Below are 22,382 nucleotides of genomic sequence, written 5' to 3'. Positions count from 1 at the left end.
CGGGGGCGCCCCATCCATGATGTAGGAAGCCGAGCGCGGCGGAACACCGCCACGCCCGTCGCGGCGAGCATCGGCCCGAACGATGGCCGCCGGCTTTCACGAAGCCGATGCGGCCCGCACGGGTCGCCGCTCAGGTCCGCCGGATCAGGGTGCCGGCACCGAAATCGGTGAACAGCTCCAGGAGCGCCGCATGGGCCACCTTGCCGTTGAGGATGACCACCGCCTCGACGCCCTGCTCGATGGCGTAGATGCAGGTCTCGACCTTCGGGATCATGCCCCCCGTGATGGTGCCGTCAGCGATCAGGCGGCGGCAATCCTCCACCGAGAGTTCGGGGATCAGGTTCTTGTCCTTGTCGAGCACGCCAGGCACGTCGGTGAGCAGCAGCAGGCGCTTGGCCCGCAGCGCACCGGCGATGGCGCCCGCGAAGGTGTCGGCGTTGACGTTGTAGGTCTTGCCGTCCGCGCCGTAGGCCACGGGAGCGAGCACCGGGATCAGCTCGGCCTTCAGCACCGCGTCCAGAACCCCGCGCTCGACATGCTCCGGCTCGCCGACGAGGCCGAGATCGACCGCCTGCTCGATGTTGCTGTCGGGATCCTTGATCGTGCGCAGGGCCCGCTTGGCCCGGACCATGTTGCCGTCCTTGCCGCAGAGGCCGATCGCCCGCCCCCCCTCGGCGGCGATCCAGCCGACGATCTGCTTGTTGATCGAACCGGCCAGAACCATCTCGACCACCTCGACGGTGGCCTCGTCGGTGACCCGCAGGCCGCCCTTGAACTCGGACTCGATGCCGAGCCGCGCCAGCATCTTGCCGATCTGCGGCCCGCCGCCGTGAACGACGATGGGCTTCAGCCCGGATTGCTCGAGCAGCACGATGTCCTCGGCGAAATCCTCCGCCGCCGCCGGATCGCCCATGGCGTGGCCGCCGTACTTGATGACGACGATTTCCTGATCGTAGCGCTGCATGTGGGGCAGCGCCTGGGTCAGGATCTCGGCGCGCACGTGCACGTTCGGCAGCGGATCGGTCATCGAAGAGCTCGTTCGCCTCGGTTCAGTCGGATTCGCGCCCGGCTTCTAGCGCAGCCTGGCCGCGACGCGAAGCCGCCGGCTTGCCCAGATACGCCGCGCCCCGGACGCGAAGGCGCGAACCGATAAGGCGCGTCTGCAACAGTTCGTTAACCCTGTTTCGACGATGATTCGAAGACGTCCAGGGGGCGACTCGCATGTTCAACGCCGATCTTCCCGAACCGCGTCCCAGCCTCACCCATCCCGGCCTGATCGCCCGCGTCGTCGAGCGCCTCGGCCAGGGCACCGGCTCCTCGGCCGATATCTGGCGCAAGCTGACCGAGTCCTACGCCGTCGATCTCGACGCGGTCGCCGCGCTCCTCCCCTGCGCCGAGCCGGAACCGCTCTGGCTCACCGCCCGCGCCGGCCAGCGCCGCCGGGGTTGAGCGCACAGGGCTCAGGATGAGAGTGGGAAGACCGCCGCGTCGACCCGCCTCTCATCCGACCACGCGCAAAACCTCGCCCACCCGCACGGTGCCGCCGTTCAGAACCTCCGCGTACACGCCGCAATCGCTGTGGCCGAGATGGCGGTCGAGGGCTGGGGGGATCGCGAGGTCGCGGATGCCGGTCTCCGGATCGACGTTGACCGCCGCGCAGCGCACCGTCCGCCGCGCCAGCTTCAGCCGCAGCCCGTCCGGCGTCTCCAGCACACGGCCGAGAAGGTCGTTCTCCGCCCAGGGCTCCAGCCCGTCGAGGTAGAGATTGGCGCGGAAGCGCAAGGGGTCGACGGGGGCGCCGACGAGATCCTCGACCGCCTGCACGCTCGCCCGGTTGACGAGGGAGACGTAGCCGTCGCGGGCATCGGTGAAGCGGTATCCGGGCGGAGAGGCCAGCACCCGCGGCGCGCCGCGCAGTTCGTGGGGCACGAATCCCTTCATGAAGTCGGCCACCGCTTGCCGACCCTCCTCGGTGCCCAGGTCGGCCGAGACGGCCTCCCGCCCGTTCTCCTCGATCTCCAGGCGATGCGTCGTCGCGTCGAAGCGGGTGCGCAGCCGCGCCAGCGCCTCGTTGCGCATCAGCATCAGGTAGGCGACCTTGGGCAGGTGTCGCGGCGCCACCTCGTTGAAGCCCGACGGCCCGTTTTCGATCGCGTAGAGGCGATCACCGGGAAAATAGCCGCTGGTCTCCAGATGCGCGCTCTCCAGAGCCTCCGGCGAGAGGCCCTTCACGGGGTAGCGGTAGAGGCCGGCGATGCGCACGAGGTCGGTCGTCATGGCCCTTGGCTAGAGCCGGTCGCCCGGGCTTGGCAAGCGTCCCGCCCATCGCTCTCGTTCGCGGGAGACCTACGACGAACTGCGGATGGCGTCCGCGGCCCGCATCCGCGAGCCTGTTGGCTTCTGGAAGGAGCCTCCGCTCGCATGGCCCATGTCACCGCTCTGTACCGCTATCCCGTCAAGGGCCTCTCCGCCGAGCCGCTGCCCGTGCTCGGCCTCAGCCAGGCCGCCGGTCTCGCCCATGATCGGGAATACGCCCTCGCCCTGGGCACGACCACGTTCGATCCCCAGGCACCGGAGCCGCTCGACAAGGGCTACTTCCTGATGCTGCGGAGCAATACGACCCTGGCGGCGCTCAGCACGCGCTTCGAGCCCGAGACCGGATGGCTCAGCGTGGTCCGTGATGGACAGGACGTGCTCCGCGCGGACCTCTCGACGGAGGAAGGCCGCGACGCCGTCGAGCGATTCTTCGAGGATTATATCGGCCCCGCCGCCAAAGGCCGTCCCCGGCTGGTCAGGGCGGACGGGCACAAGTTCACCGATGGCAGCGTCATCTCCCCGGCCTTCATGCGGGCCGTCTCCTTCGTCAATCTCGCCTCGGTGCGCGCCTTGGAGGAGCGGAACGGCGGGTCTCTTCATCCCCTGCGCTTCCGGGCCAACATCTATGTCGACGGGCTCGCACCCTGGTCCGAGCTGGATTGGGTCGGCCAGGAGATCGACATCGGTAACCTGCGGTTCCGGGCCCTCGCCCGGACGCCGCGCTGCGCCGCCGTCGATGTCGACCCGGTGACGGCCGAGCGCGACACCACGCTTCCCCGCGACCTCAAGCGCCATTTCGGCCATGTCGATCTGGGCATTTATCTCGAAGTGCTCGGGGACGGCGAGGTGCGCACCGGCGATCGGGTCACCACACCGGCGCCGATCTCCGGCGCGGCCTGAGACCATCTGCGCGGCGGGGAATATGGGGCCGGCGCGCGCCTTAAATTGCTTGGCTTGAGGAAGCCGCATACGGGACCCGCCTACGGGTCCTCGTCCCCCTTGTGTTACGAAAAGGCAACACCCACTTCACCCCTGTCGACGGCTTTCCGAAGCGTCGGCGCTCCGGCGGGGCCGACCCCGCGGGGCAACGCATCGAGCGATCCGCGCCGCGAATGGCGGGCGGATAAGATTCGATCCGGGGAAGGACACACGCATGAATTTCGAAAAATACACCGAGCGCGCCCGCGGCTTCGTCCAGGCGGCGCAGAATCTCGCCGTCCGCGAGGGCAATCCGCAGCTCGCGCCCGGCCATCTCCTGAAGGTCCTGCTCGACGATTCCGAAGGGCTCTGCGCCGGTCTCATCGACCGTGCCGGCGGCCAGTCCCGGGTCGCGCACGCGCAGATCGAGCAATGGCTGGCCAAGCAGCCGAAGGTCTCCGGCAATTCCGCCCAGCCCCAGGCGACGCGCGATCTCGTGCGCCTGTTCGACACCGCCGAGAAGGCGGCCGAGAAGGCGGGCGATTCCTACGTCACCGTCGAGCGGCTCCTGCTCGCCTTCGCGGTCGAGAAGGACTCGGAGGCCGGCCGCATCCTGGTCGCGGCGGGCGTCACTGCAGCCTCGCTCAACGGCGCGATCAACGCGCTCCGCAAGGGCCGCACCGCGGACAATGCGAGCGCCGAGAACGCCTATGATGCATTGAAGAAATATGCCCGCGACCTCACCGAGGCCGCCCGCGAGGGCAAGCTCGATCCGGTGATCGGCCGCGACGAGGAGATCCGCCGCACGATCCAGGTCCTGTCGCGCCGCACCAAGAACAACCCCGTGCTGATCGGTGAGCCCGGCGTCGGCAAGACCGCCATCGTCGAGGGCTTGGCCCTGCGCATCGTCAACGGCGACGTGCCGGAGAGCCTGAAGGAGAAGAGCCTGCTCGCCCTCGACATGGGCGCCCTCATCGCCGGAGCGAAGTATCGCGGCGAGTTCGAGGAGCGGCTCAAGGGCGTGCTGTCCGAGGTGACCTCAGCGGAAGGCCGCATCATCCTGTTCATCGACGAGATGCACACGCTGGTCGGCGCCGGGAAGGCCGACGGTGCCATGGACGCGTCGAACCTTCTGAAGCCCGCGCTCGCCCGCGGCGAGCTGCACTGCGTCGGCGCCACCACGCTCGACGAGTACCGCAAGCATGTCGAGAAGGACGCGGCGCTGGCGCGGCGCTTCCAGCCCGTCTTCGTGTCCGAGCCCACCGTGGAGGACACGGTGTCGATCCTGCGCGGCATCAAGGAGAAGTACGAGCAGCATCACGGCGTGCGCATCCAGGATTCGGCCCTGGTCGCAGCGGCCACCTTGTCGAACCGCTACATCACCGACCGCTTCCTGCCCGACAAGGCGATCGACCTCGTCGACGAGGCCGGCTCGCGCCTGCGCATGCAGGTCGATTCGAAGCCGGAGGAACTCGACTCGATCGATCGGGAGATCGTGCGCCTGAAGATCGAGGCCGAGGCCCTCAAGAAGGAGACGGATTCCGCCTCCCGCGACCGTCTCGTGCGGCTGGAGGGCGAGCTCGCCAATCTGGAGGAGCAATCCGCCTCGATCACGGCCCGCTGGAAGGCCGAGAAGGACAAGTTGGGCGCCGCCGCCGAGCTGAAGAAGAAGCTCGACGAGGCCCGCAACGATCTCGCCGCCGCGCAGCGCCAGGGCCAGTATCAGCGGGCGGGTGAGCTCGCCTACGGCGTGATCCCCGGCCTCGAGAAGCGGCTTTCCGAGATCGAGGCGGCGGCCGATGGCGGCTCCGACCGCGACGGCATGGTCGAGGAGGCGGTGACGCCGGCCCATATCGCGGGCGTCGTCTCGCGCTGGACCGGCGTGCCCGTCGACAAGATGCTGGAGGGCGAGCGCGAGAAGCTGCTGGCGATGGAAGATACCCTCGCCCGGCGCGTCGTCGGTCAGCGCGAGGCGGTGGAGGCGGTCTCGACCGCGGTCCGCCGGGCGCGCGCCGGCCTGCAGGATCCGAACCGGCCGATCGGCTCGTTCATGTTCCTGGGGCCGACCGGCGTCGGCAAGACCGAGCTGACCAAGGCGTTGGCCGGCTTCCTGTTCGACGACGACACGGCGTTGGTGCGCATCGACATGTCCGAGTACATGGAGAAGCACGCGGTCGCCCGCCTCATCGGCGCGCCTCCGGGCTATGTCGGCTACGAGGAGGGCGGCGCGCTCACCGAGGCCGTGCGGCGTCGGCCCTATCAGGTCGTGCTGTTCGACGAGGTGGAGAAGGCGCATCCGGACGTGTTCAACGTCCTGCTACAGGTGCTCGACGACGGGCGCCTGACGGACGGGCAGGGCCGCACGGTCGATTTCCGCAACACGCTCCTCATCATGACCTCGAATCTCGGGGCGGAGTATCTGGTGAACCAGCCCGCGGGCCAGGACACCGACGCCGTCCGGGACGAGGTGATGGGCGTGGTGCGGAGTCACTTCCGGCCCGAATTCCTGAACCGGGTCGACGAGATCATCCTGTTCCACCGCCTCGCGCGGTCGGAGATGGGCGCGATCGTCGACATCCAGCTCGGCCGCCTCGGCAAGCTCTTGGAGGATCGCAAGATCGCCCTCGACGTGGACGAGGAGGCGCGCACCTGGCTTGCCGACAAGGGCTACGACCCGGCCTACGGGGCGCGTCCGCTCAAGCGGGTGATCCAGAAGAGCGTGCAGGACCCGCTCGCCGAAGCCCTGCTCGCCGGCCGCATCCATGACGGCGAGGCGGTGCCGGTGCGGGTCGGGCCCGAAGGGCTCACGGTCGGCGGCGTCCCGGTCGGCGGCACCCGCCGCCCGGCGGGCGTGCTGCTGAACTGAACCAACAAGGGCCGAGCGGCACGTCATCGGCCGGTCGGCCCGGACAACGCGGGGGCCTACGTCCCCCGGTCAGGGCGTGGCCCGGGGCCCGACCGTCTATCGGTTCGGGTCGCGCCGGATCTGCTCGATGTTGTTCGTCGAGAGATCGCTATAGATGCTGCCCGACGCGCTGGCGCGGGCCGGGCGGCTGGGCGGGGAGTACAGGTACTTCTTTTCACCTTGCCGCTTCGCCGAGTCGTCAGCGGCCCGGCGCATGAGTTCCTGTGCGTCGCGGTCCGAGTAGGAGCGGCGTTCAGGGCCGCAGCCTTCGCAGACCGAGACGAGCCAGGACTGCCACAAGCCCGAGGTTCGCTGCTCGATCGATTCCGCCCGCTCGCGATGGGCCGAGGCGAGGGTCATGGTGTCGAGATCCCGCTGCTGCTCCGGAGCGGGGGCGGCCCTCAGCTTGTCCAGCATGCTCCTGCCCCCATCTTGGGCGGCGGCCGGAGCCGCCAGCAGCGCGGCGGCAACGAGGAAGGCGACGCGTACGATTTGCATGGTCGTACCCTCTCTCAAGATCCCGGGCTCGCCGACCGGGCGTGTCGGGGCACGCGCACGATCCGGGTTCGTCGAACGTCGCCCTCGGTGCCGGGGATGGTTGATAGGGTTGAAACGTCTGGGCCGGTGGCGCCGCTCCCGGAGCATCCGGACTACCCCTGCTGCGCCCGGTCCGATCGGGCGCAGGGATTGGGCGAGCCGCATCCTCCGCCACTCCTCCGAGGGCACCCTTGCCCCGGCCCATGATTCCACCGACAACGAGCCCATGACCGCCGAGACGCTCACCTACGCCATCGGCGACATCCATGGCTGTGCCGACCTCCTCGACACGCTGCTCGACCGCATCGACGCGCATGCCGCGGGCCGTACCCGCAAGCTCGTCTTCCTCGGTGACTATATCGACCGCGGGCCGGACAGCGCCCGGGTGATCGAGACGTTGCGCAAGTTGCAATGGCGCGAGCCCGACGCCGTGGTCTGCCTGATGGGCAACCACGAGGCGATGCTGCTGAAGACGCTGCACGAGCCCGGCGCCCTCGACCTCTGGCGGGCCAATGGCGGGGCGGCGACGCTGACCTCCTTCGACGTCGCCGGGCCGGAGGAAATTCCCGGCGACGTGCTCGATTGGATCGAGGCGCTGCCGACGCTCCACTCGGATGCCCGGCGCTGGTACGTCCATGCCGGCTTCCGGCCCGATGCCGAGGTGCCGGATCCCGATCCCGAGGTGCATCTGTGGATGCGCGAGCCGTTCCTCTCGGCGGATCACGATTTCGGCCGCCACGTCGTCCACGGCCACACGCCGCAGACGCGCGGCGGACCGGAGCGGCTGCGGTTCCGCACCAATCTCGACACCGGTGCCGTCTACGGCAACGCCCTCACGGCCGGCATCTTCACGCCGGGGCAGGACGGTCCTACCGAAATCTTGAGTGTTCCGGCCCGGTGAAACCCCCGCGCCCTTGAGACTGGCTCCGCTTCCGCTGCATACCTTGGCCGACGGCAACGGAGAGTGCCGGGGATGCGGACGAAACGACCATGACGCCGGACAGCCGACGCCGCGAGGACAGCGCGCTCGCCCGCCTCGCGCTTCGCTTCACCGACTGGGCGGAGAAGTGGTTCCCCGACGCCTTCGTCTTCGTGGCGATCGCGGTGGTGATCGTGGCGGGCGCCGCGCTCCTCAACGGGGCGCCGGTCCAGGCGGTGACGAAGAGCTTCGGCGACGGTTTCTGGAGCCTGATCCCCTTCACCATGCAGATGGTGTTCGTCACCATCGGCGGCTACGTGGTGGCGACCTCCGCCCCCGTGCAGGCGCTGATCGAGCGGATGGCGCTGGTGCCGAAGACCGGCCGCGGCGCCATCGGCTACGTGGCGCTCGCCACCATGCTGTCCTCACTCCTCAGCTGGGGCCTGAGCCTGATCTTCGGCGGCCTGCTGGCCCGCGCCCTGGCCCGCCGCACCGACCTGCGGATGGATTACCGCGCGGCGGGCGCCGCCGCCTATCTGGGCTTGGGCGCCACTTGGGCGATGGGCCTCTCCTCGTCCGCCGCGCAGCTTCAGGCGAACCCCAAAAGCCTGCCGCCGGGCCTGCTGCAGATCACCGGCGTGATCCCGTTCAGCGAGACCATCTTCCTCTGGCAATCGATGCTGATCACCGTGATCCTCGTGGTCATCTCGGCGGTGATCGCGATCGCCTCGGCGCCGGGGCCGGACACGGCGGTGACGGCCCAGGATCTCGGCGTCGACGTGACGAAGGAGGAGCAGACGGTCGAGCCGCCGAAGCAGCCCGGCGAGTGGCTTGAGCACGCGCCGATCCTGACGGTGCTGATCGGTCTTTTGGCCGCCGGCTGGCTAATCCAGGAATTCTCGCGGCAGGACTGGATGATCGCCATCTCCAGCCTCAACACCTACAATTTCCTGTTCCTGATGACCGGCTTCGTGCTGCACTGGCGGCCCAAGCGCTTCCTGGTGGCGCTCGGCAAGGCGGTGCCGGCCACCGCCGGTATCCTGATCCAGTTCCCGTTCTACGCCGCCATCGCGGCGATCCTGACGGGCGCCAAGAATGCCGCCGGCCACAGCCTCTCGGACGTCATCGCCCACGCCTTCGTGGCGCTGAACACGCAGGGCTCGTTCCCGCTCGCCATGGGCGTCTACTCGGCGCTGCTCGGCTTCTTCATTCCCTCCGGCGGCGGCAAGTGGCTGTTGGAAGCGCCCTACGTGATGCAGGCGGCGAACGAGCTGAAGGTCCACCTCGGCTGGGCGGTGCAGGTCTACAACGCGGCCGAAGCGCTGCCGAACCTCATCAACCCGTTCTTCATGCTGCCGTTGCTCGGCATCCTCGGTCTGAAGGCGCGCGATATCGTCGGCTTCAGCTTCCTGCAGCTTATCGTCCACCTGCCGCTGGTGTTGTTCCTGCTCTGGGCGCTCGCCTTCACGCTGACCTACCACCCGCCGGTCATTCCGTAGGGCGCGCCCTGATCCGGGTTTCGAAAGGACAAGTCCTCTCGCAGGTCCAGGGCAGAGCCCTGGTGAAGGGAAACCGGGGCGCTGCCCCGGCGCCCCGCCAAAGGGCTCGCCCTCTGGGAACCCGTTAGGGAATCAGGACAGCCACGGCGGCGAGGAGCCAGCCCGCCATCAGCACGACTCCGCCCGTCGGTGCCGCCATCGGGAAGAGCGGCTGACCGGCCAGCGCCCGCATGGCGAGGTCGCCGGAGAACAGCGCGAGCCCGAGCACCAGCGCGCCCGCGGCGGCGCGGGTGAGAGCACCACGGGTCAAGCCCGCGGCGGCGAACCCGACGAGCGCCAGGATGGCGGGGGCGTGGAACAGCAGGAACTGCGCGGCGGTCTTCAGCGTCTCGCCGCCGCTCGTATGCGCGGCGGCCGCGCTGGCGGCGACGCCGAGGAGGCCCGCCAGCGCGGCCAGCGCCGCGAGCGCGCGATCGAGACCGGTCACGCGCCGCGCTCCTGCAGCAGGCGGGCGATGCTGGCACGCAGCTCCGCCACGCCGCGGTCGTCGCGGCTCGAGGTCAGCAGCACTTCCGGATAGGCCGCCGGGCGACGGGCCAGCGCCGTGCGGATGCCCTCGATGCGCTTGTCGATCTCGGACTTCTTGAGGGCATCGCCCTTGGTCAGGACGAGCTGGTAGGAGACCGCGGCCTTGTCGAGCCCGTCGAGGAGGGCGGTGTCGATCTCCTTCAGCCCGTGGCGCGAATCGATCAGTACGTAGACGCGGGCGAGGTTCGAGCGGCCCTTGAGATAGGCGTGGATCAGCTTGGTCCAGGCCTCGACCTTGGCCTTTTCGACCTGGGCGTAGCCGTAGCCCGGCATGTCGACCAGGGTGAACCGCTCGCCGATCCGGAAGAAGTTGAGCTGCTGGGTGCGGCCCGGCGTGTGCGAGGTGCGCGCCAGGGTATTGCGCCCGGTCAGGGCGTTGACGAGGCTCGACTTGCCGACATTCGAACGGCCGGCAAAGGCGATCTCGACGCCATCCATCGGCGGCAGCGCACCGAGCGCGGGGGCGGCCGAGGTGAAATCGGCCGAGCCGGCGAAGAGCAGGCGGCCGGCTTCGAGCAGTTCCGGGGTGGGTTCGTCGGTTGCGGCGTCAGTCATGGGGTCGGGGCCGCTGATGTCCCTCTCCTTCGTGGGGAGGGATGAGGCGTCAGGATGGTGCGAAAGGCGCCGCAGCGCCTCACCGCGGACCGACCACCTCCTGCCGCTGCACCCCTCGGATGGGCTTCGTCAAGCGGGGTGGATCGGAAATGGATCTCGGGGGGGCCGAGAGCACGAGGCCCGCGCCGCGTTCGAGCGGGCGGGCCTCGCGCCGGTGGGCGTCAGCTCTTGGCCGGGGCGCCCTTGTTGCGCTTGAACGTGCCTCTGAGGTTGTCCCACAATTCCACCTTCACGCCGTTGCGGCGCATGATGACGTATTGCTGGATCACCGAGAGCAGGTTGTTCCAGGCCCAGTAGATCACCAGGCCGGCCGGGAACGAGCCGAGCATGAAGGTGAAGATGATCGGCATGAAGGTGAAGACCTGCGCCTGGACCGGGTCCGGCGGCGCGGGGTTCATCTTCATCTGGACGAACATCGTCACGCCCATGATGATCGGCCACACGCCGATATGGACGAAGTCGGGCGCCGCGAACGGCAGCAGACCGAACAGGTTCAGCAGGCTTGTCGGATCGGGCGCGGCGAGGTCCTGAATCCAGCCGAAGAACGGCGCGTGCCGCATCTCGATGGTGATGAACAGGACCTTGTACAGCGCGAAGAAGACCGGGATCTGGATCAGCACCGGCCAGCAGCCGGCGACCGGGTTGATCTTCTCCTTCTTGTACAGCTCCATCATCGCCTGTTGTTGCTTCATCTTGTCGTCTTTGTATCGCTCCCGGATGGAGGTCATCTCGGGCTGCACGGCCTTCATCTTGGCCATGGAGACGTAGGAGCGGTTGGCGATCGGCAGGAAGAAGATCTTCAGGATCAGGGTCACGAGCAGGATCGAGACGCCGAAATTGCCCGCGAGATGGAAGAAGAAGTCGAGCGCGCGGAACATCGGCTTGGTCAGGAACCAGAACCAGCCCCAATCGATCATCGAGTCGAACTCGCGGATTCCGAGATCGCGCTTGTACTCGTTGATCTGGTTGACTTCCTTGGCCCCGGCGAACAGGCGCTGGGTGGTGGCCGAGGAGGCCCCCGGCGCCACCGAAACGGCGTCGCCGCGCACGCTGGTCTGGTAGACCTTGGTGGCTCCGTCGGTGCGCTCGGTATAGGCGCCGGTGAAGGGCTTGTCCTGCTCGGGGATCGCCGCCGCCGCCCAGTACTTGTCGGTGATGCCGACCCAGCCGCCGGTCACGTTCGACCACGCCTTGCCGCGGGTGTTGGGGCCGCCATAGGCGGGTTCCTTGGCGAGGGCGTCGTAGCTGTATTCCTGCAGGCGGTCGTCGCCGAGCCAGCCGATCAGGCCCTCGTGCAGCACGTAGTAGCCCTGGGTGTGCGGCTTACCCCAGCGGGAGACGAGGCTGTAGGGATAGAGCGTGACCGCGTTGGCCGACTTGTTCTCGACCTCGTCGCGGACCGTGAACATGAACTTGTCGTCGACCGCGAGGATGCGCTTGAAGGTCAGGCCCTGGCCGTTCTCCCAGCTCAGCGTCACCGGCTTGCCGGGCGCCAGCAGATCGCCGTCGGCCGTCCACACCGTCTCGGCATTCGGCAGGGGACCGGCGTTCTGGCCGACCCAGCCGAACTCGGCATAATAGGGATTCGGGCTTCCCGTCGGCGAGAGCAGGACGATGCGCGGGCTCTCGTCGCTCACGGTCTCGTGGTAATTCTTGAGGCTCACGTCATCGATGCGGGCGCCCTTCAGGGCGACCGAACCGTAGAGCGCGGGCGTGTCGATCCGCAGCCGGGCCGAGCGGGCGAGGGCGTCCTCGCGCGAGACGGGACCGGCCGGAGTCGGCAGCGTGCCGGGCACGGGGGCCGAGGGGCCGCCCTCGCGCGGGCTCGGGGCCGGCACGCCGTCGGCGGTCGGAGCGCCCGGCTGAGTGCTCTGGCTCTGGGCCGCCGCCTGCCGCTGCCTCTCGGTCGCCGGGCCGGTCACGAAGTAGTGCCAGCCGAGCAGGACCACCAGAGACAAGGCGATCGCGACGAACATGTTCGTCTTGTCGTTACCCATCGGTCGATCCGTCAGGCGCCATCGATACGGGAAGGGGGGAGGGGCCGGCAGCCCGATTTCGGCCGCGGCGGGGGCCGCGGACCGGATTCGGACGGTCGGGAGAGTGGGCGGGCTTAGCACCGGCAGGCTTGGGGCCGGGCGGCCGCGTCACCGTGCGCAGGGCTCGGCGCAGATCCTCGACGAGGCTCTCGAAGGGAGCATCGAGGGCGGGGCGGCGGGCGATCACGACCACGTCGGCACCGATCTCGGGCGCATCATCGGCCACGAGGACGAGCGCGCTGCGCAGGCGGCGGCGAATCCGGTTGCGTTCGGTCGCATGGCCCACGCGCTTGGTGATGGTGAAGCCGAGGAACAGGCCCTCGGCGCGGGCGCCGTCGCGCTCCTCATCCGGCTCGCGCAGGCGCCCCTGCGCACTGAGGCGCTCGGTATGGAAGCGCCGGCCCCCGGCAGCGGCCAGGAAGTCCGGGCGCCGCCGGAGTCGGCGGATCGTCGACACGGGCGCTCCGAGGCCGGTCCCGCCGGGCGGGCGGGACGGCGATGCGGCACCGCCCGAGGGGCGGCGCCGGTCCATCGATCAGGCGGAGAGGCGCTTGCGGCCGTGCGCGCGGCGGGCGGCAATGACCTTGCGGCCGCCGGCGGTGGCCATGCGCGCGCGGAAGCCATGACGGCGCTTCCGGACAAGCTTGCTGGGCTGGTAAGTTCTCTTCATGGCGGGTCTCCGGCGGCCGAGGTAACGGCCCGGCGGCGCTGGGAGCGCGCGGACCGGCGTCGAGCCTCGAAATGGGATCTGCAAACGCGAAGGGCGCCCGGACGGGGCGCCGCATCGCAATGGCGCGGCTTATGGAGGAGGGGGCGCCCCAAGTCAATGTCGGGGGGCATGTCGGATGCGAACCCCGCGCCCGCGAGTCCGATCCGCTTTGCGCGGAAAGCTGGAGCCTTCGATCCTCGCCGAAATGGTGGATGCCGGGCTTCGTCTCGCCCTCGGTGCGCATGCGGCATCTCGGAATGCCGAGCCCGGACCGGTCCCCGTCGCTTAACCGGCAATTAACCTTTCCAGGCTATCAAGAGGCACATCCAGATTGTCTGGATCCTGAGTGGGTCTTCCATCCGCTCTGTTTGAAGCCTCCCTGTAGACTCACGACAAGCCGCTCCGTGGAGCGGCTTTTTTTTGGCCTTTCACAGGCCGGGAGCGGCCGGTCGATGCCGGCCTGTTAACGTTAAAACTTCGTGAAGCCCCTCGCTGGCCCCAAACGGCGCTACAGTTGCGCCAATGGCCGCAGCCGCACAGAACCCGTCCCGTTTCGGGACGAAACCGTGAGCAGCGCGGCACAGGAGGCAGGATGACCGAGTTCGACGTCACGTTCCGGGACGAGCGCCATTGGGTGAGCTTCGGCGAGTCCTACGTGGCCTCGGAGGGGTTCCGTACGCTGTTCCGCGAGGGCATGCTGCTGGTCGAGGAGACGGCGGCCTATCTCGATGGCGAGGGCCGCGCCGAATCGCGCCTGATCTCCCGCGATGCGACGCTCGCCTATGCCAGCGAGAGCATGCGCCTGACGACCCGCCTGATGCAGATCGCGTCCTGGCTCCTCGTGCAGCGCGCGGTCTCGGAAGGGGAATTGACCCTGGTGCAGGCGCAGGAAGAGAAGACCCGGGTGAAGCTCAACGAGCCCGAGCGGATCCCCGCCGAATCGAGCGCAACCTTCGCGGCTCTGCCCCTGCGGCTTCAGGATCTGGTGCGGCGCTCCCGTCGCCTCCACACCCGCATCCTGCATCTCGATCAACTGATCAGCGAGGATCGGCCGGCGCCGGCGCCGCTGGAGAGCCCGGTGACGGCACAGTTCGGGCGCCTGCGCGCGGCGTTCGGAGGCGAGTAGCCTCCGCTGCGGCCTGACCTCGACCCTGATCGGACAGGGCCGACAAACGAAAACGGCGCCGCAAGCGGCGCCGTTTCAGCGAATCGGGCAGCGGCCCGATCGCACGACAATCACTTCTTGCCGAAGCCGAGGCCGGCGAAGCGGTTGTTGAAGCGCGACACGCGGCCGCCGCGATCGAGCATCTTCTGCTCGCCGCCGGTCCAGGCGGGGTGCGTCGTCGGATCGATGTCGAGGTTGAGGACGTCGCCTTCCTTGCCGTAGGTGGAGCGGGTCCGGTACTCGGTGCCGTCGGTCATCACGACCTTGATGAAGTGGTAGTCGGGGTGCTCGGTCCCCTTGGCCTTATCGGCCGCATTCTTTGCCATGACGCATTCCTGAGGTAGCACGCCGTCCGGCCTCGCCGCCGAGGAAACCGGCCTAGGGCAAAAGATCGCGCGCATTCGGTTGAGGGCGCGCCTATACCTCAGCGCCTGAGGGTGGACAAGAGACGCCGAGACACGCTGCGGCGTATGACATGGCACGACGACATGGCACGAAGAGAAGAAACGATGACGAGGAACGATGGCCCGCGCGCGTGAGGGGATGTCCGGAGCCGCGGACGCGACCGGTCGAGGAAAAGCGCCGCTCGGCGCGCTGAGACCCCTGGTCCCGTTCGCCGCCCGCTACCGCGGCCGCATCCTGGCGGCCTTGATCTCGCTGATCGCGGCCTCGGGCGCGACGCTGGTGGTGCCCGTGGCGATCCGGCGGGTGATCGATCACGGCTTCTCGCCGGAAGGCCAGGTCTTCATCAATTCCTATTTCCTGGCCCTGCTCGGGGTCGTGGCGGTGCTCGCGGTGTCGAGCGCGGGCCGCTACTACTCGGTGGTGACCCTGGGCGAGCGGGTCGTCGCGGATCTGCGCTCGGCGGTGTTCGCCCGGCTGACGAGTCTCGACCCCACCTTCTTCGACAAATCGCAATCGGGCGAGATCGTCTCGCGGCTGACGGCGGACGCCACCCAGGTCAAGGCGGTGTTCGGCGTCTCGATCTCGATCCTGCTGCGCAACCTGTTCCTGTTCGTCGGCGCCGTCGTGATGATGGTGTGGACGAGCCCCGGCCTGTCGATCCTCGTGCTGGCGGCGATCCCGCTCATCGTGTTCCCCCTGATCGTGTCCGGACGCGGCGTGCGCCGCCGCTCGCGGGCCGCGCAGGATCGCCTCGCCGACGCCTCGGCCTATGCCGCGGAGGCGGTCGGGGCGATCCGCACGATGCAGGCCTTCGGCATGGGTCGCACCACCGCGGAGCGCTTCGCCGCGGCCTCCGAGAACGCCTACGGGGCGGCGCGTGCCTCGATCACGGCCCGCGCCCTGCTGACCGGCGTGGCGATCTTCCTGATCTCGGCCTCGGTCGTCGGCGTGATGTGGTACGGCGCCAAGGGCGTGCTGGCGGGCACCACCTCCGCCGGCCAGCTCTCGCAATTCGTGCTCTACGCGGTGTTCGGCGCGAGCGCGCTCGGCCAGCTCTCGGAAGTCTATGGCGAGCTCGCCCAGGCCGCAGGTGCCGCCGAGCGTCTCGGCGAGATTCTCGCCACCGAGCCGGTGATCCAGTCGCCGAAGACGCCGACCCCGCTGCCGAGCCCGGCCCGCGGTGCGCTCAGTTTCGAGAATGTGCGCTTCCGCTACCCGACCCGGCCCGAACACGCGGCGCTCGACGGCGTCTCCCTGACGGTGGCCCCGGGCGAGCGGGTGGCGCTCGTCGGTCCCTCGGGGGCCGGCAAGACCACGGTGCTGCAATTGCTGCTGCGGTTCTACGATCCGGACGAGGGCGCGGTGCGTCTCGACGGCGTGCGCCTGCCCGAGGCCGATCTCGACGCCTTGCGCGCCCGCCTGTCGCTGGTGCCGCAGGACCCGGTAGTGTTTTCCGGGACGGTCACGGAGAATATCCGCTACGGCCGGCCGGAGGCGAGCGATGCGCAGGTCGAGGAGGCGGCGCGGCTCGCCAATGCGGACGGCTTCGTCCGCGCCCTGCCGCAGGGCTACGCGACGCTGCTGGGCGAGCGCGGCACCACGCTCTCCGGCGGCCAGCGCCAGCGGATCGCCATCGCCCGCGCGATCCTCAAGGATGCTCCGGTCCTGCTCCTCGACGAGGCGACCTCGGCGCTCGATGCCGAGAGCGAGCGCGCGGTCCAGACCGCCCTCGACCGGCTGATGCAGGGGCGTACCACCCTCGTCATCGCCCACCGGCTGGCTACGATCCGCGCCGCCGACCGCATCCTCGTGTTCGACGGCGGCCGCATCGTTGAGGAAGGCACCCACGAGAGCCTGCTGGCGGAAGGGCGCCTCTACGCGCAGCTCGCGAGCCTGCAATTCACCGACGCCTTCGACGAGAGCGCCCGCGCCCGCGATCCCGGCCCGAAGGTCGCCGCGGAGTAGGGCGCCTTGGACCTCACCCGCTTTCCGCGCGCGGCGCTCACCGACGGCCCGACCCCGATCCGCTCGCTGGACCGGCTCTCGACCCATCTCGGGGCCGAGCTCAACGGCGTGCGCCTGTTCGTGAAGCGCGACGATGTCGGGCCCGTGGGTGGGGGCGGCAACAAGCTGCGCAAGCTCGAATTCCTGCTGGGCCAGGCGCTGGCGGAGGGGGCCGACACCGTCATCACCGTCGGGGCGCTGCAATCGAACCACGCGCGGCTGACCGCGGCGGCGGCGGCCCGCCTCGGCCTCGCCTGCGAGCTGTTCCTCACCCGCAGCGTGCCGCGGGAGGATGCCGACTACACCGGCAACGGCAACCGCCTGCTGCAGGACCTGTTCGGCGCGCGCATCCATCTCCTGCCGGGGGAGGCGGATTCGTTGGCGGAGGCCGAAGCGCGGGCCGAGGTCCTGAGAGGCGAGGGGCGGCGGGTCTCCGTCTTCCCCTCCGGCGGATCGAGCCCGCTCGGCTGCCTCGGCTACGCCGCTTGCGCCGCCGAGATCGCTGAACAGGCCGCGTTGATCGGGCTCGACTTCGCCCGCATCGTCGTCCCGAACGGCAGCGCCGGCACCCATGCCGGCCTCGCCGCCGGGTTTTTGGCCCTGGGGCGCGATCCGAGATGCGTCCTGTCCTACACCGTGCTCGCGCCGGAGGAGCAGGCCCGCAGCGCCACTATCGCCCGGGCCCGCGATACCGCTGCGCTGATCGATCCCGGCCTCACGCTGCCCGACGACGCCATCGGCATCGACGGCGCCCATCGCGGCCCCGGCTACGGCATCCCGACGGAGGGCATGCGCGAGGCCGTACGGCTGATGGCGCGGACGGAGGGGCTGCTGCTCGACCCGGTCTATAGCGGCAAGGCCTTTGCGGGATTGCTGCACGATGTGCGCGCGGGGGCCTATCCGGCGGGGGCGGCGGTCCTGTTCGTGATGACCGGCGGCGTGCCGGGGTTGTTCGCGTATCGGGGGGAGTTTGCGGGGGCGTGAGGGGTTGGTGCTGCGCTCTTCGAGAGCCGTTTCGGAACCTCCAGCCCATCCCCCCTCATCCTGAGGTGCCGCGAAGCGGCCTCGAAGGAGGGCTCCAGCGTGCTCGCGATCCCTGGAGCCCTCCTTCGAGGCCGCTTCGCGCCGCACCTCAGGATGAGGGGGATGGGTTGGAAGAGGGGGGTGGGTCGGACGGCTGTTGTGCAGTGGACCTCTTCGCGGCCTCCTGCAACCTGTCCCAGTCGCCGCGGATGAGCGCTTCCTTCTTCGCCCTGCTCCAGCCCTTTAGCCGCCGTTCGTAGGCGACCGCCTCGTCGAAGCGCTCGAACTGTTCCGACCAGACGAGCGTCACGGGGCGCCGCCGGCTGGTGTAGCCGGCGTAAGTTCCGACCTCATGCTCGCCGAGCCGCTTATCCAAAGACTCGCCGCGCGACGAGCCGACATAGTAACTGCCGTCGGCGCAGCGGAGCATGTAGACGAAGGCGGGCATCGACAAATCGGCGGCTCGATGGTGATCCGCCGATTCTACCAAATCTCCTCATCCCGAGGTGCCCGCCTCGGCGGGCCTCGAAGGAGGCCTCCAGTCTGCTCGCGATCCCTGAAGCCCTCCTTCGAGGCCGCTCACGCGGCATTTCAGGATGAGGACGGTGGAGAAGCGCTCAATGCGCCTCCTCCCAGTTCCCCGCCGCCCGCGCTTCCACCACCAGCGGCACGCGTAAGGTGAGCGCGGGAGCCGGCGCCTCCTCCATCACCCGGGCGATCACCGGGATCGCCCGCTCGACCTCCTCGTCGTGCGCCTCGAACACCAGTTCGTCGTGCACCTGCAGCAGCATCCGCACGTCGAGCTTCTCGGCCACGAGCGCGTCCTCCATCCGCGTCATGGCGCGGCGGATGATGTCGGCGGCGGTGCCCTGGATTGGGGCGTTGATGGCCTGGCGCTCCACGCTCGCCCGCTCGGAGGGGTTGTTGGAGCGGATCTGCGGATAGTGGCAGACGCGCCCGAACAGGGTCGTGACGTAGCCCTTGTCGCGGCAGGAGCGCTTCGTCGTATCGATGTAGTCGCGGATGCCGGGAAAGCGCTCGAAATACTGCTTGATGAAGGCGGAGGCCTCCTCGCGGCCGATGCCGAGGCGGTCGGCCAGCCCGAAGGCCGAAATGCCGTAGATGATGCCGAAATTGATGGTCTTGGCCCGGCGGCGCAGATCGCCGGTCATCTGGTCGAGCGGCACGCCGAACATGGCCGAAGCGGTGGCCGCGTGGATGTCGAGCCCCTGCTCGAACGCCTCGCGCAGCTGCGGGATGTCGGCGATGTGGGCGAGGAGCCGCAGCTCAATCTGCGAGTAATCCGCCGAGATCAGCTTTTTGCCCTCCGGCGCCACGAAGGCGCGGCGGATGCGGCGGCCCTCCTCGGTGCGGATCGGGATGTTCTGCAGATTGGGATCGGAGGAGGAGAGCCGTCCCGTGGTGGTGGCGGCCAGGGAGAACGAGGTGTGGACCCGGTTGGTCTCCCGGTCGGCATGTTCCTGCAGCGAGTCGGTATAGGTCGATTTCAGCTTGGAGAGCTGGCGCCAGTTCAGGATCTTCTTCGGCAGGTCGTGGCCGGCCTGGGCCAGCTCTTCGAGCAAGGTCGCGGGCGTGGCCCATTGGCCGGACGGCGTCTTCTTGGCGCCGGGCAGACCCATCTTGCCGAACAGCACGTCGCCGATCTGCTTCGGCGAGGACACCTGGAACTTCTCGCCGGCATCCTCCTGAATCTCTTCTTCGAGCCGCGCGAGGATCTGCGAGAAATCGCCCGAGAGGCGGCTCAGCATGCCGCGATCGATGCGGATGCCCGCCCGCTCCATCCGGGCGAGCACCGGCACGAGGGGGCGCTCCAACGTCTCGTAGACCGTAACCCGCCGCTCCGCGACGAGGCGCGGCTTCATCATCCGCCACAGCCGCAGCGTCACGTCGGCATCCTCGGCCGCGTAGGCGGTCGCCTTGTCGAGGGGTACCCGGTCGAAGGTGACCTTGTTGCGCCCGGTTCCGGCGACGTCCGCGAAGGTGATCGGCTGGTGGCCGAGATGGCGGCGCGCCAACTCGTCCATGCCGTGCCCGCCCTTGCCGGCATCGAGCACGTAGGAGATCAGCATCGTGTCGTCGAACGGGGTCACGTCGATGCCGTAACGGTGCAGCACCGAGAGGTCGTATTTCAGGTTCTGGCCGATCTTGAGCGTGCCCGGATCTTCGAGCAGGGGCTTCAAGAGCCTCAGGGCTTCGTCGAGATCGATCTGCGCCGGTGCCTTGGCGACCTCGCCTCCCTCGCCGAACAGGTCGCCGCCCTTCGTTTCCGGCGCGACATGGGCGAGTGGGATGTAGCAGGCCCGCCCCGGGGCGGTGGCGAGCGAGACGCCGACCAAGCCCGCCTTGGCGGCGTCGAGGGCGTCGGTCTCTGTATCGACCGCGACCACGCCGGCCTCGTAGCTTTCGGCGATCCAGGCCTCCAGCTGCGCGACGGTGGTGACGGTCTCGTAGGCCGCGGTGTCGAACGGCTTGACCGCTTCCGCTGCGCGGGCGGCGACCAATGTCGAGGGCGTGGGCTCGGACGGGCCCCGCTTCTTCGGCGCGGCGTCGGGCAGGTCGAGATCGGCGAAGGGATCGACCTCGCCGGCCTCGGGGGGCGCCGCCCCATCCGTTCGCTCGGGGGCCGCTTCCGTCTCGGGATCGACGGGCACGGAATCGTCGAAGAACGGCACCGCGTCCGAGCCGCCGGCGGCATTGGTGTAGGCGTGGGGCTGCGCCCCCGGCAGCAGGGCGGGGTCGGGTTTCACCGCCTCCGGATCGACGTGGAGCATCTGCGCGATGCGCCGCGTCAGGGTGTTGAACTCCATGGCCTTGAGGAAGCCGACCAGCTTCTCCGGGTTCGGCTCCGGCACACCGAGCTCGTCCAGCGGCACCGGCACCGGCACGTTCTCTTCCAGGGCCACGAGGCGGCGGGAGAGTTTGGCCTGGTCGATATTGGCCAGCAGCGTCTCGCGGCGCTTGGGCTGCTTGATCTCGGCGGCCCGCTCCAGCAGCTGCTCGAGGCTGCCATATTCCTTGATGAGCGCGGCGGCGGTCTTCAGCCCGATGCCGGGCACGCCCGGCACGTTGTCCGACGTGTCGCCGATGAGCGCCAGCGCGTCGCCGATCTGCTCCGGCGATAGGCCCTCCCACTTCGCGATGATCGCGTCGCGATCGAGATTGCGCTCGGGCCGGTAGCCGGGCTTGCCCTTGGCTCCCGACTCGAAATCGTAGAACCGGATCTTGTCCGAGACGAGCTGCATCAGGTCCTTGTCGGAGGACACGATGATGACCTCGGCGCCCCGGGCCTCGGCCTGCCGCGCATAGGTGGCGATCAGATCATCGGCCTCGAAGCGGATCAGCTCGACCGCGTGCAGGCCGAAGGCGCGCACCGCGTCGCGCATCAGCGGCATCTGCCGCTTGAGGTCGTCGGGCGCATCGGGGCGGTGACCCTTGTAGTCCGGAAACAGCTCCTTGCGGAACGAGCCCTCGGACTTGTCGAAGACGATGCCGAGATGCGTCGGCTTCACCCCGGCCGCCCCGTCTTGGAGAAATTGCGCGATCTTCGTGCAGAAGAGGCGCACGGCGCCCGTGGGCAGACCGTCGGATGGCCGCGTGTTGTACTTCTGATCCTGGTTGATCGACTGGAAATACGCGCGGAAGATGAAGGACGAGCCGTCGACCAGGATCACCCGGTCATCGGCCCCGACCGGCTTCGCCGCAGCGGCTCGGGCCGGATGGGCTGTTGTCTCGTCGGTCATCTTTCGGGCCACCATCGGCGGGACGAACACGGAAGGCGAAGCCATAGAGCATTTTCGCCGTCCCGGGCCATCGCCACCGAGAGGGGAAACGCCGCCAATCACCGTTGATCGAGCGCCCGGGCCCGCATCGATCGTCGCGGCAGAGAAAAAATTCGCGGCGACCCGAGCCCAGTGCGCCGACGCACGTCCCAGGTTTGCGCCGCACAAACGCTGGAACCCATTGCTTAAGCTCATGAAATTTTTGAGCGCATCCTGTCGCGGCACCAAATTGCATCGTTCTCAGACTAATTTGAAAAATAGTGATGGTGCGGTGCGACAAAGCAGGCATTGCCGTGTAGATGAGACGCACCAGATCTGGCCCATCGCAAACGGGCAGCGACGACCGAAGTGGCGAATACGCTCTTTAGTGTCTCACCCGCGCTGCCGAAGCTTCGAGATGTAGGATCAATCATGAAGATCATCACCCAGATCACCGCCGCCGCTGCTCTGTCGCTCGGCCTCGCCGCGACACCGAGCCTTGCGCAGAACTTCGACACGGACAGCGCCAGCTACAACCGTGACGGCACCCTCAATGTATGGGGCGCCCATATCGAGCCGAACCGTCAGGGCGGTATCATCGGCGGCGTCGGCAACATCGTCGGCGGCACCGTCGGCGCAGCGGGCACCATCGTGGGCGGCGTGGTCGGCGGCACCGTCGGCACGGCGGACGACATCGTCACCGGCTCGGTCGCTCCGCGTCGCGGCGGCACTGTCGATTATTCGGCGCGCGGTGGTAACGCCGAGCAGCTCGACCGCACCGTGCCGCAGTATGGCCGCGTGAGCGGCGGCCCGGCTTACTAAGTCGAGCGCATCGTTTGAAGGGGAGCGGCGGGGTGGGAGCCCCGCCGTTCCCTTTTGCGTGATCGGGCCGCGCTTGGATGCATCCTCGGGCAACGATGCACTGCAAAGGACGTTGGGCAGCGGAGCTGCTCCAGCGACTTGC

20 protein-coding genes are annotated in these 22,382 nt (G+C 68.8%); 9 read left to right on the top strand and 11 right to left on the bottom strand.

Features of this window, described 5'->3' with window-relative positions:
• Positions 1–130 precede the first annotated feature (130 nt).
• Entirely contained in the window at positions 131–1,027 is an 897-nt protein-coding gene (gene argB / locus MFF26_RS09710) for an acetylglutamate kinase (protein WP_137827559.1), read from the bottom strand.
• Between the two features lie 194 nt (positions 1,028–1,221).
• Here argB and MFF26_RS09705 point away from each other — a divergent pair, with 194 nt between their 5' ends.
• Positions 1,222–1,449 carry a hypothetical protein gene (locus MFF26_RS09705; protein ID WP_137827558.1) on the top strand — a complete coding sequence of 76 codons (228 nt, stop codon included), beginning with the start codon at positions 1,222–1,224 and terminating at the stop codon, positions 1,447–1,449.
• A gap of 51 nt (positions 1,450–1,500) precedes the next feature.
• On the opposite strand, the gene MFF26_RS09700 is transcribed toward MFF26_RS09705, so the two are convergent.
• Positions 1,501–2,277 (bottom strand): MOSC domain-containing protein, encoded by a 777-nt coding sequence (locus MFF26_RS09700; RefSeq protein ID WP_137827557.1) that lies wholly within the window; start codon positions 2,275–2,277, stop codon positions 1,501–1,503.
• Positions 2,278–2,421: 144 nt separating this feature from the next.
• Between MFF26_RS09700 and MFF26_RS09695 the strand changes: the two genes are divergently transcribed.
• Complete coding sequence (locus tag MFF26_RS09695; protein ID WP_137827556.1) at positions 2,422–3,216, top strand: MOSC domain-containing protein; 795 nt, start codon at positions 2,422–2,424, stop codon at positions 3,214–3,216.
• A 253-nt stretch (positions 3,217–3,469) separates the two neighbouring features.
• Positions 3,470–6,100 carry an ATP-dependent chaperone ClpB gene (gene clpB, locus MFF26_RS09690; protein ID WP_137827555.1) on the top strand — a complete coding sequence of 877 codons (2,631 nt, stop codon included), beginning with the start codon at positions 3,470–3,472 and terminating at the stop codon, positions 6,098–6,100.
• Positions 6,101–6,196: 96 nt separating this feature from the next.
• Here the strand turns inward: clpB and MFF26_RS09685 are convergent, their stop codons facing one another.
• Entirely contained in the window at positions 6,197–6,637 is a 441-nt protein-coding gene (locus MFF26_RS09685) for a hypothetical protein (protein WP_137827554.1), read from the bottom strand.
• A 265-nt stretch (positions 6,638–6,902) separates the two neighbouring features.
• Between MFF26_RS09685 and MFF26_RS09680 the strand changes: the two genes are divergently transcribed.
• Complete coding sequence (locus tag MFF26_RS09680; protein ID WP_137827553.1) at positions 6,903–7,577, top strand: metallophosphoesterase family protein; 675 nt, start codon at positions 6,903–6,905, stop codon at positions 7,575–7,577.
• An 89-nt stretch (positions 7,578–7,666) separates the two neighbouring features.
• Positions 7,667–9,094 (top strand): short-chain fatty acid transporter, encoded by a 1,428-nt coding sequence (locus tag MFF26_RS09675; protein WP_137827552.1) that lies wholly within the window; start codon positions 7,667–7,669, stop codon positions 9,092–9,094.
• 124 nt (positions 9,095–9,218) lie between these two features.
• Here the strand turns inward: MFF26_RS09675 and MFF26_RS09670 are convergent, their stop codons facing one another.
• From MFF26_RS09670 to rpmH, 5 genes are all read right to left on the bottom strand, one after another.
• Positions 9,219–9,581, bottom strand: coding sequence for a DUF423 domain-containing protein (locus MFF26_RS09670; RefSeq protein WP_137827551.1), 363 nt, complete (start codon positions 9,579–9,581; stop codon positions 9,219–9,221).
• Positions 9,578–10,237 carry a ribosome biogenesis GTP-binding protein YihA/YsxC gene (yihA, locus tag MFF26_RS09665; protein ID WP_137827550.1) on the bottom strand — a complete coding sequence of 220 codons (660 nt, stop codon included), beginning with the start codon at positions 10,235–10,237 and terminating at the stop codon, positions 9,578–9,580. Before yihA ends, MFF26_RS09670 begins: the two co-directional genes overlap by 4 nt.
• A 221-nt stretch (positions 10,238–10,458) precedes the next feature.
• A complete protein-coding gene (yidC, locus tag MFF26_RS09660; RefSeq protein WP_238307919.1) occupies positions 10,459–12,294 on the bottom strand; it encodes a membrane protein insertase YidC in 1,836 nt (611 codons plus the stop codon).
• On the bottom strand, positions 12,287–12,790 hold the full coding sequence (gene rnpA / locus MFF26_RS09655; protein ID WP_137827548.1) for a ribonuclease P protein component: 504 nt from the start codon (positions 12,788–12,790) through the stop codon (positions 12,287–12,289). The genes yidC and rnpA overlap by 8 nt, the downstream gene beginning before the upstream one ends.
• Before the next feature lie 78 nt (positions 12,791–12,868).
• Entirely contained in the window at positions 12,869–13,003 is a 135-nt protein-coding gene (gene rpmH / locus MFF26_RS09650; RefSeq protein WP_012253788.1) for a 50S ribosomal protein L34, read from the bottom strand.
• Positions 13,004–13,634: 631 nt separating this feature from the next.
• Between rpmH and rcdA the strand changes: the two genes are divergently transcribed.
• Positions 13,635–14,168, top strand: a complete 534-nt coding sequence (gene rcdA, locus MFF26_RS09645) for a protease adaptor protein RcdA (protein WP_137827547.1) — start codon at positions 13,635–13,637, stop codon at positions 14,166–14,168.
• Positions 14,169–14,278: 110 nt separating this feature from the next.
• On the opposite strand, the gene rpmE is transcribed toward rcdA, so the two are convergent.
• Positions 14,279–14,533: a 50S ribosomal protein L31 gene (gene rpmE / locus MFF26_RS09640; RefSeq protein WP_137827546.1), complete on the bottom strand. Its 255-nt coding sequence runs from the start codon at positions 14,531–14,533 to the stop codon at positions 14,279–14,281.
• Between the two features lie 196 nt (positions 14,534–14,729).
• On the opposite strand from rpmE, the gene MFF26_RS09635 reads away from it, so the two are divergent.
• Together MFF26_RS09635 and MFF26_RS09630 are read left to right on the top strand one after the other, a co-directional pair.
• Positions 14,730–16,577 (top strand): ABC transporter transmembrane domain-containing protein, encoded by a 1,848-nt coding sequence (locus MFF26_RS09635; protein WP_137827545.1) that lies wholly within the window; start codon positions 14,730–14,732, stop codon positions 16,575–16,577.
• A 6-nt stretch (positions 16,578–16,583) separates the two neighbouring features.
• Positions 16,584–17,600 carry a D-cysteine desulfhydrase family protein gene (locus MFF26_RS09630; protein WP_137827544.1) on the top strand — a complete coding sequence of 339 codons (1,017 nt, stop codon included), beginning with the start codon at positions 16,584–16,586 and terminating at the stop codon, positions 17,598–17,600.
• 148 nt (positions 17,601–17,748) lie between these two features.
• On the opposite strand, the gene MFF26_RS09625 is transcribed toward MFF26_RS09630, so the two are convergent.
• Complete coding sequence (locus MFF26_RS09625; protein ID WP_137827543.1) at positions 17,749–18,087, bottom strand: GIY-YIG nuclease family protein; 339 nt, start codon at positions 18,085–18,087, stop codon at positions 17,749–17,751.
• 169 nt (positions 18,088–18,256) lie between these two features.
• Positions 18,257–21,400: a DNA polymerase I gene (polA, locus tag MFF26_RS09620; protein ID WP_238307962.1), complete on the bottom strand. Its 3,144-nt coding sequence runs from the start codon at positions 21,398–21,400 to the stop codon at positions 18,257–18,259.
• A 450-nt stretch (positions 21,401–21,850) separates the two neighbouring features.
• On the opposite strand from polA, the gene MFF26_RS09615 reads away from it, so the two are divergent.
• Complete coding sequence (locus tag MFF26_RS09615; protein WP_137827542.1) at positions 21,851–22,240, top strand: hypothetical protein; 390 nt, start codon at positions 21,851–21,853, stop codon at positions 22,238–22,240.
• Positions 22,241–22,382: the final 142 nt, after the last annotated feature.

This window comes from Methylorubrum suomiense (assembly GCF_022179765.1).
GTDB classification, from domain to species: Bacteria; Pseudomonadota; Alphaproteobacteria; order Rhizobiales; family Beijerinckiaceae; genus Methylobacterium; species Methylobacterium suomiense.
The sequence above is the reverse complement of the archived record's forward strand: the minus strand, read 5'-3'. Positions and strand labels throughout refer to the sequence as shown.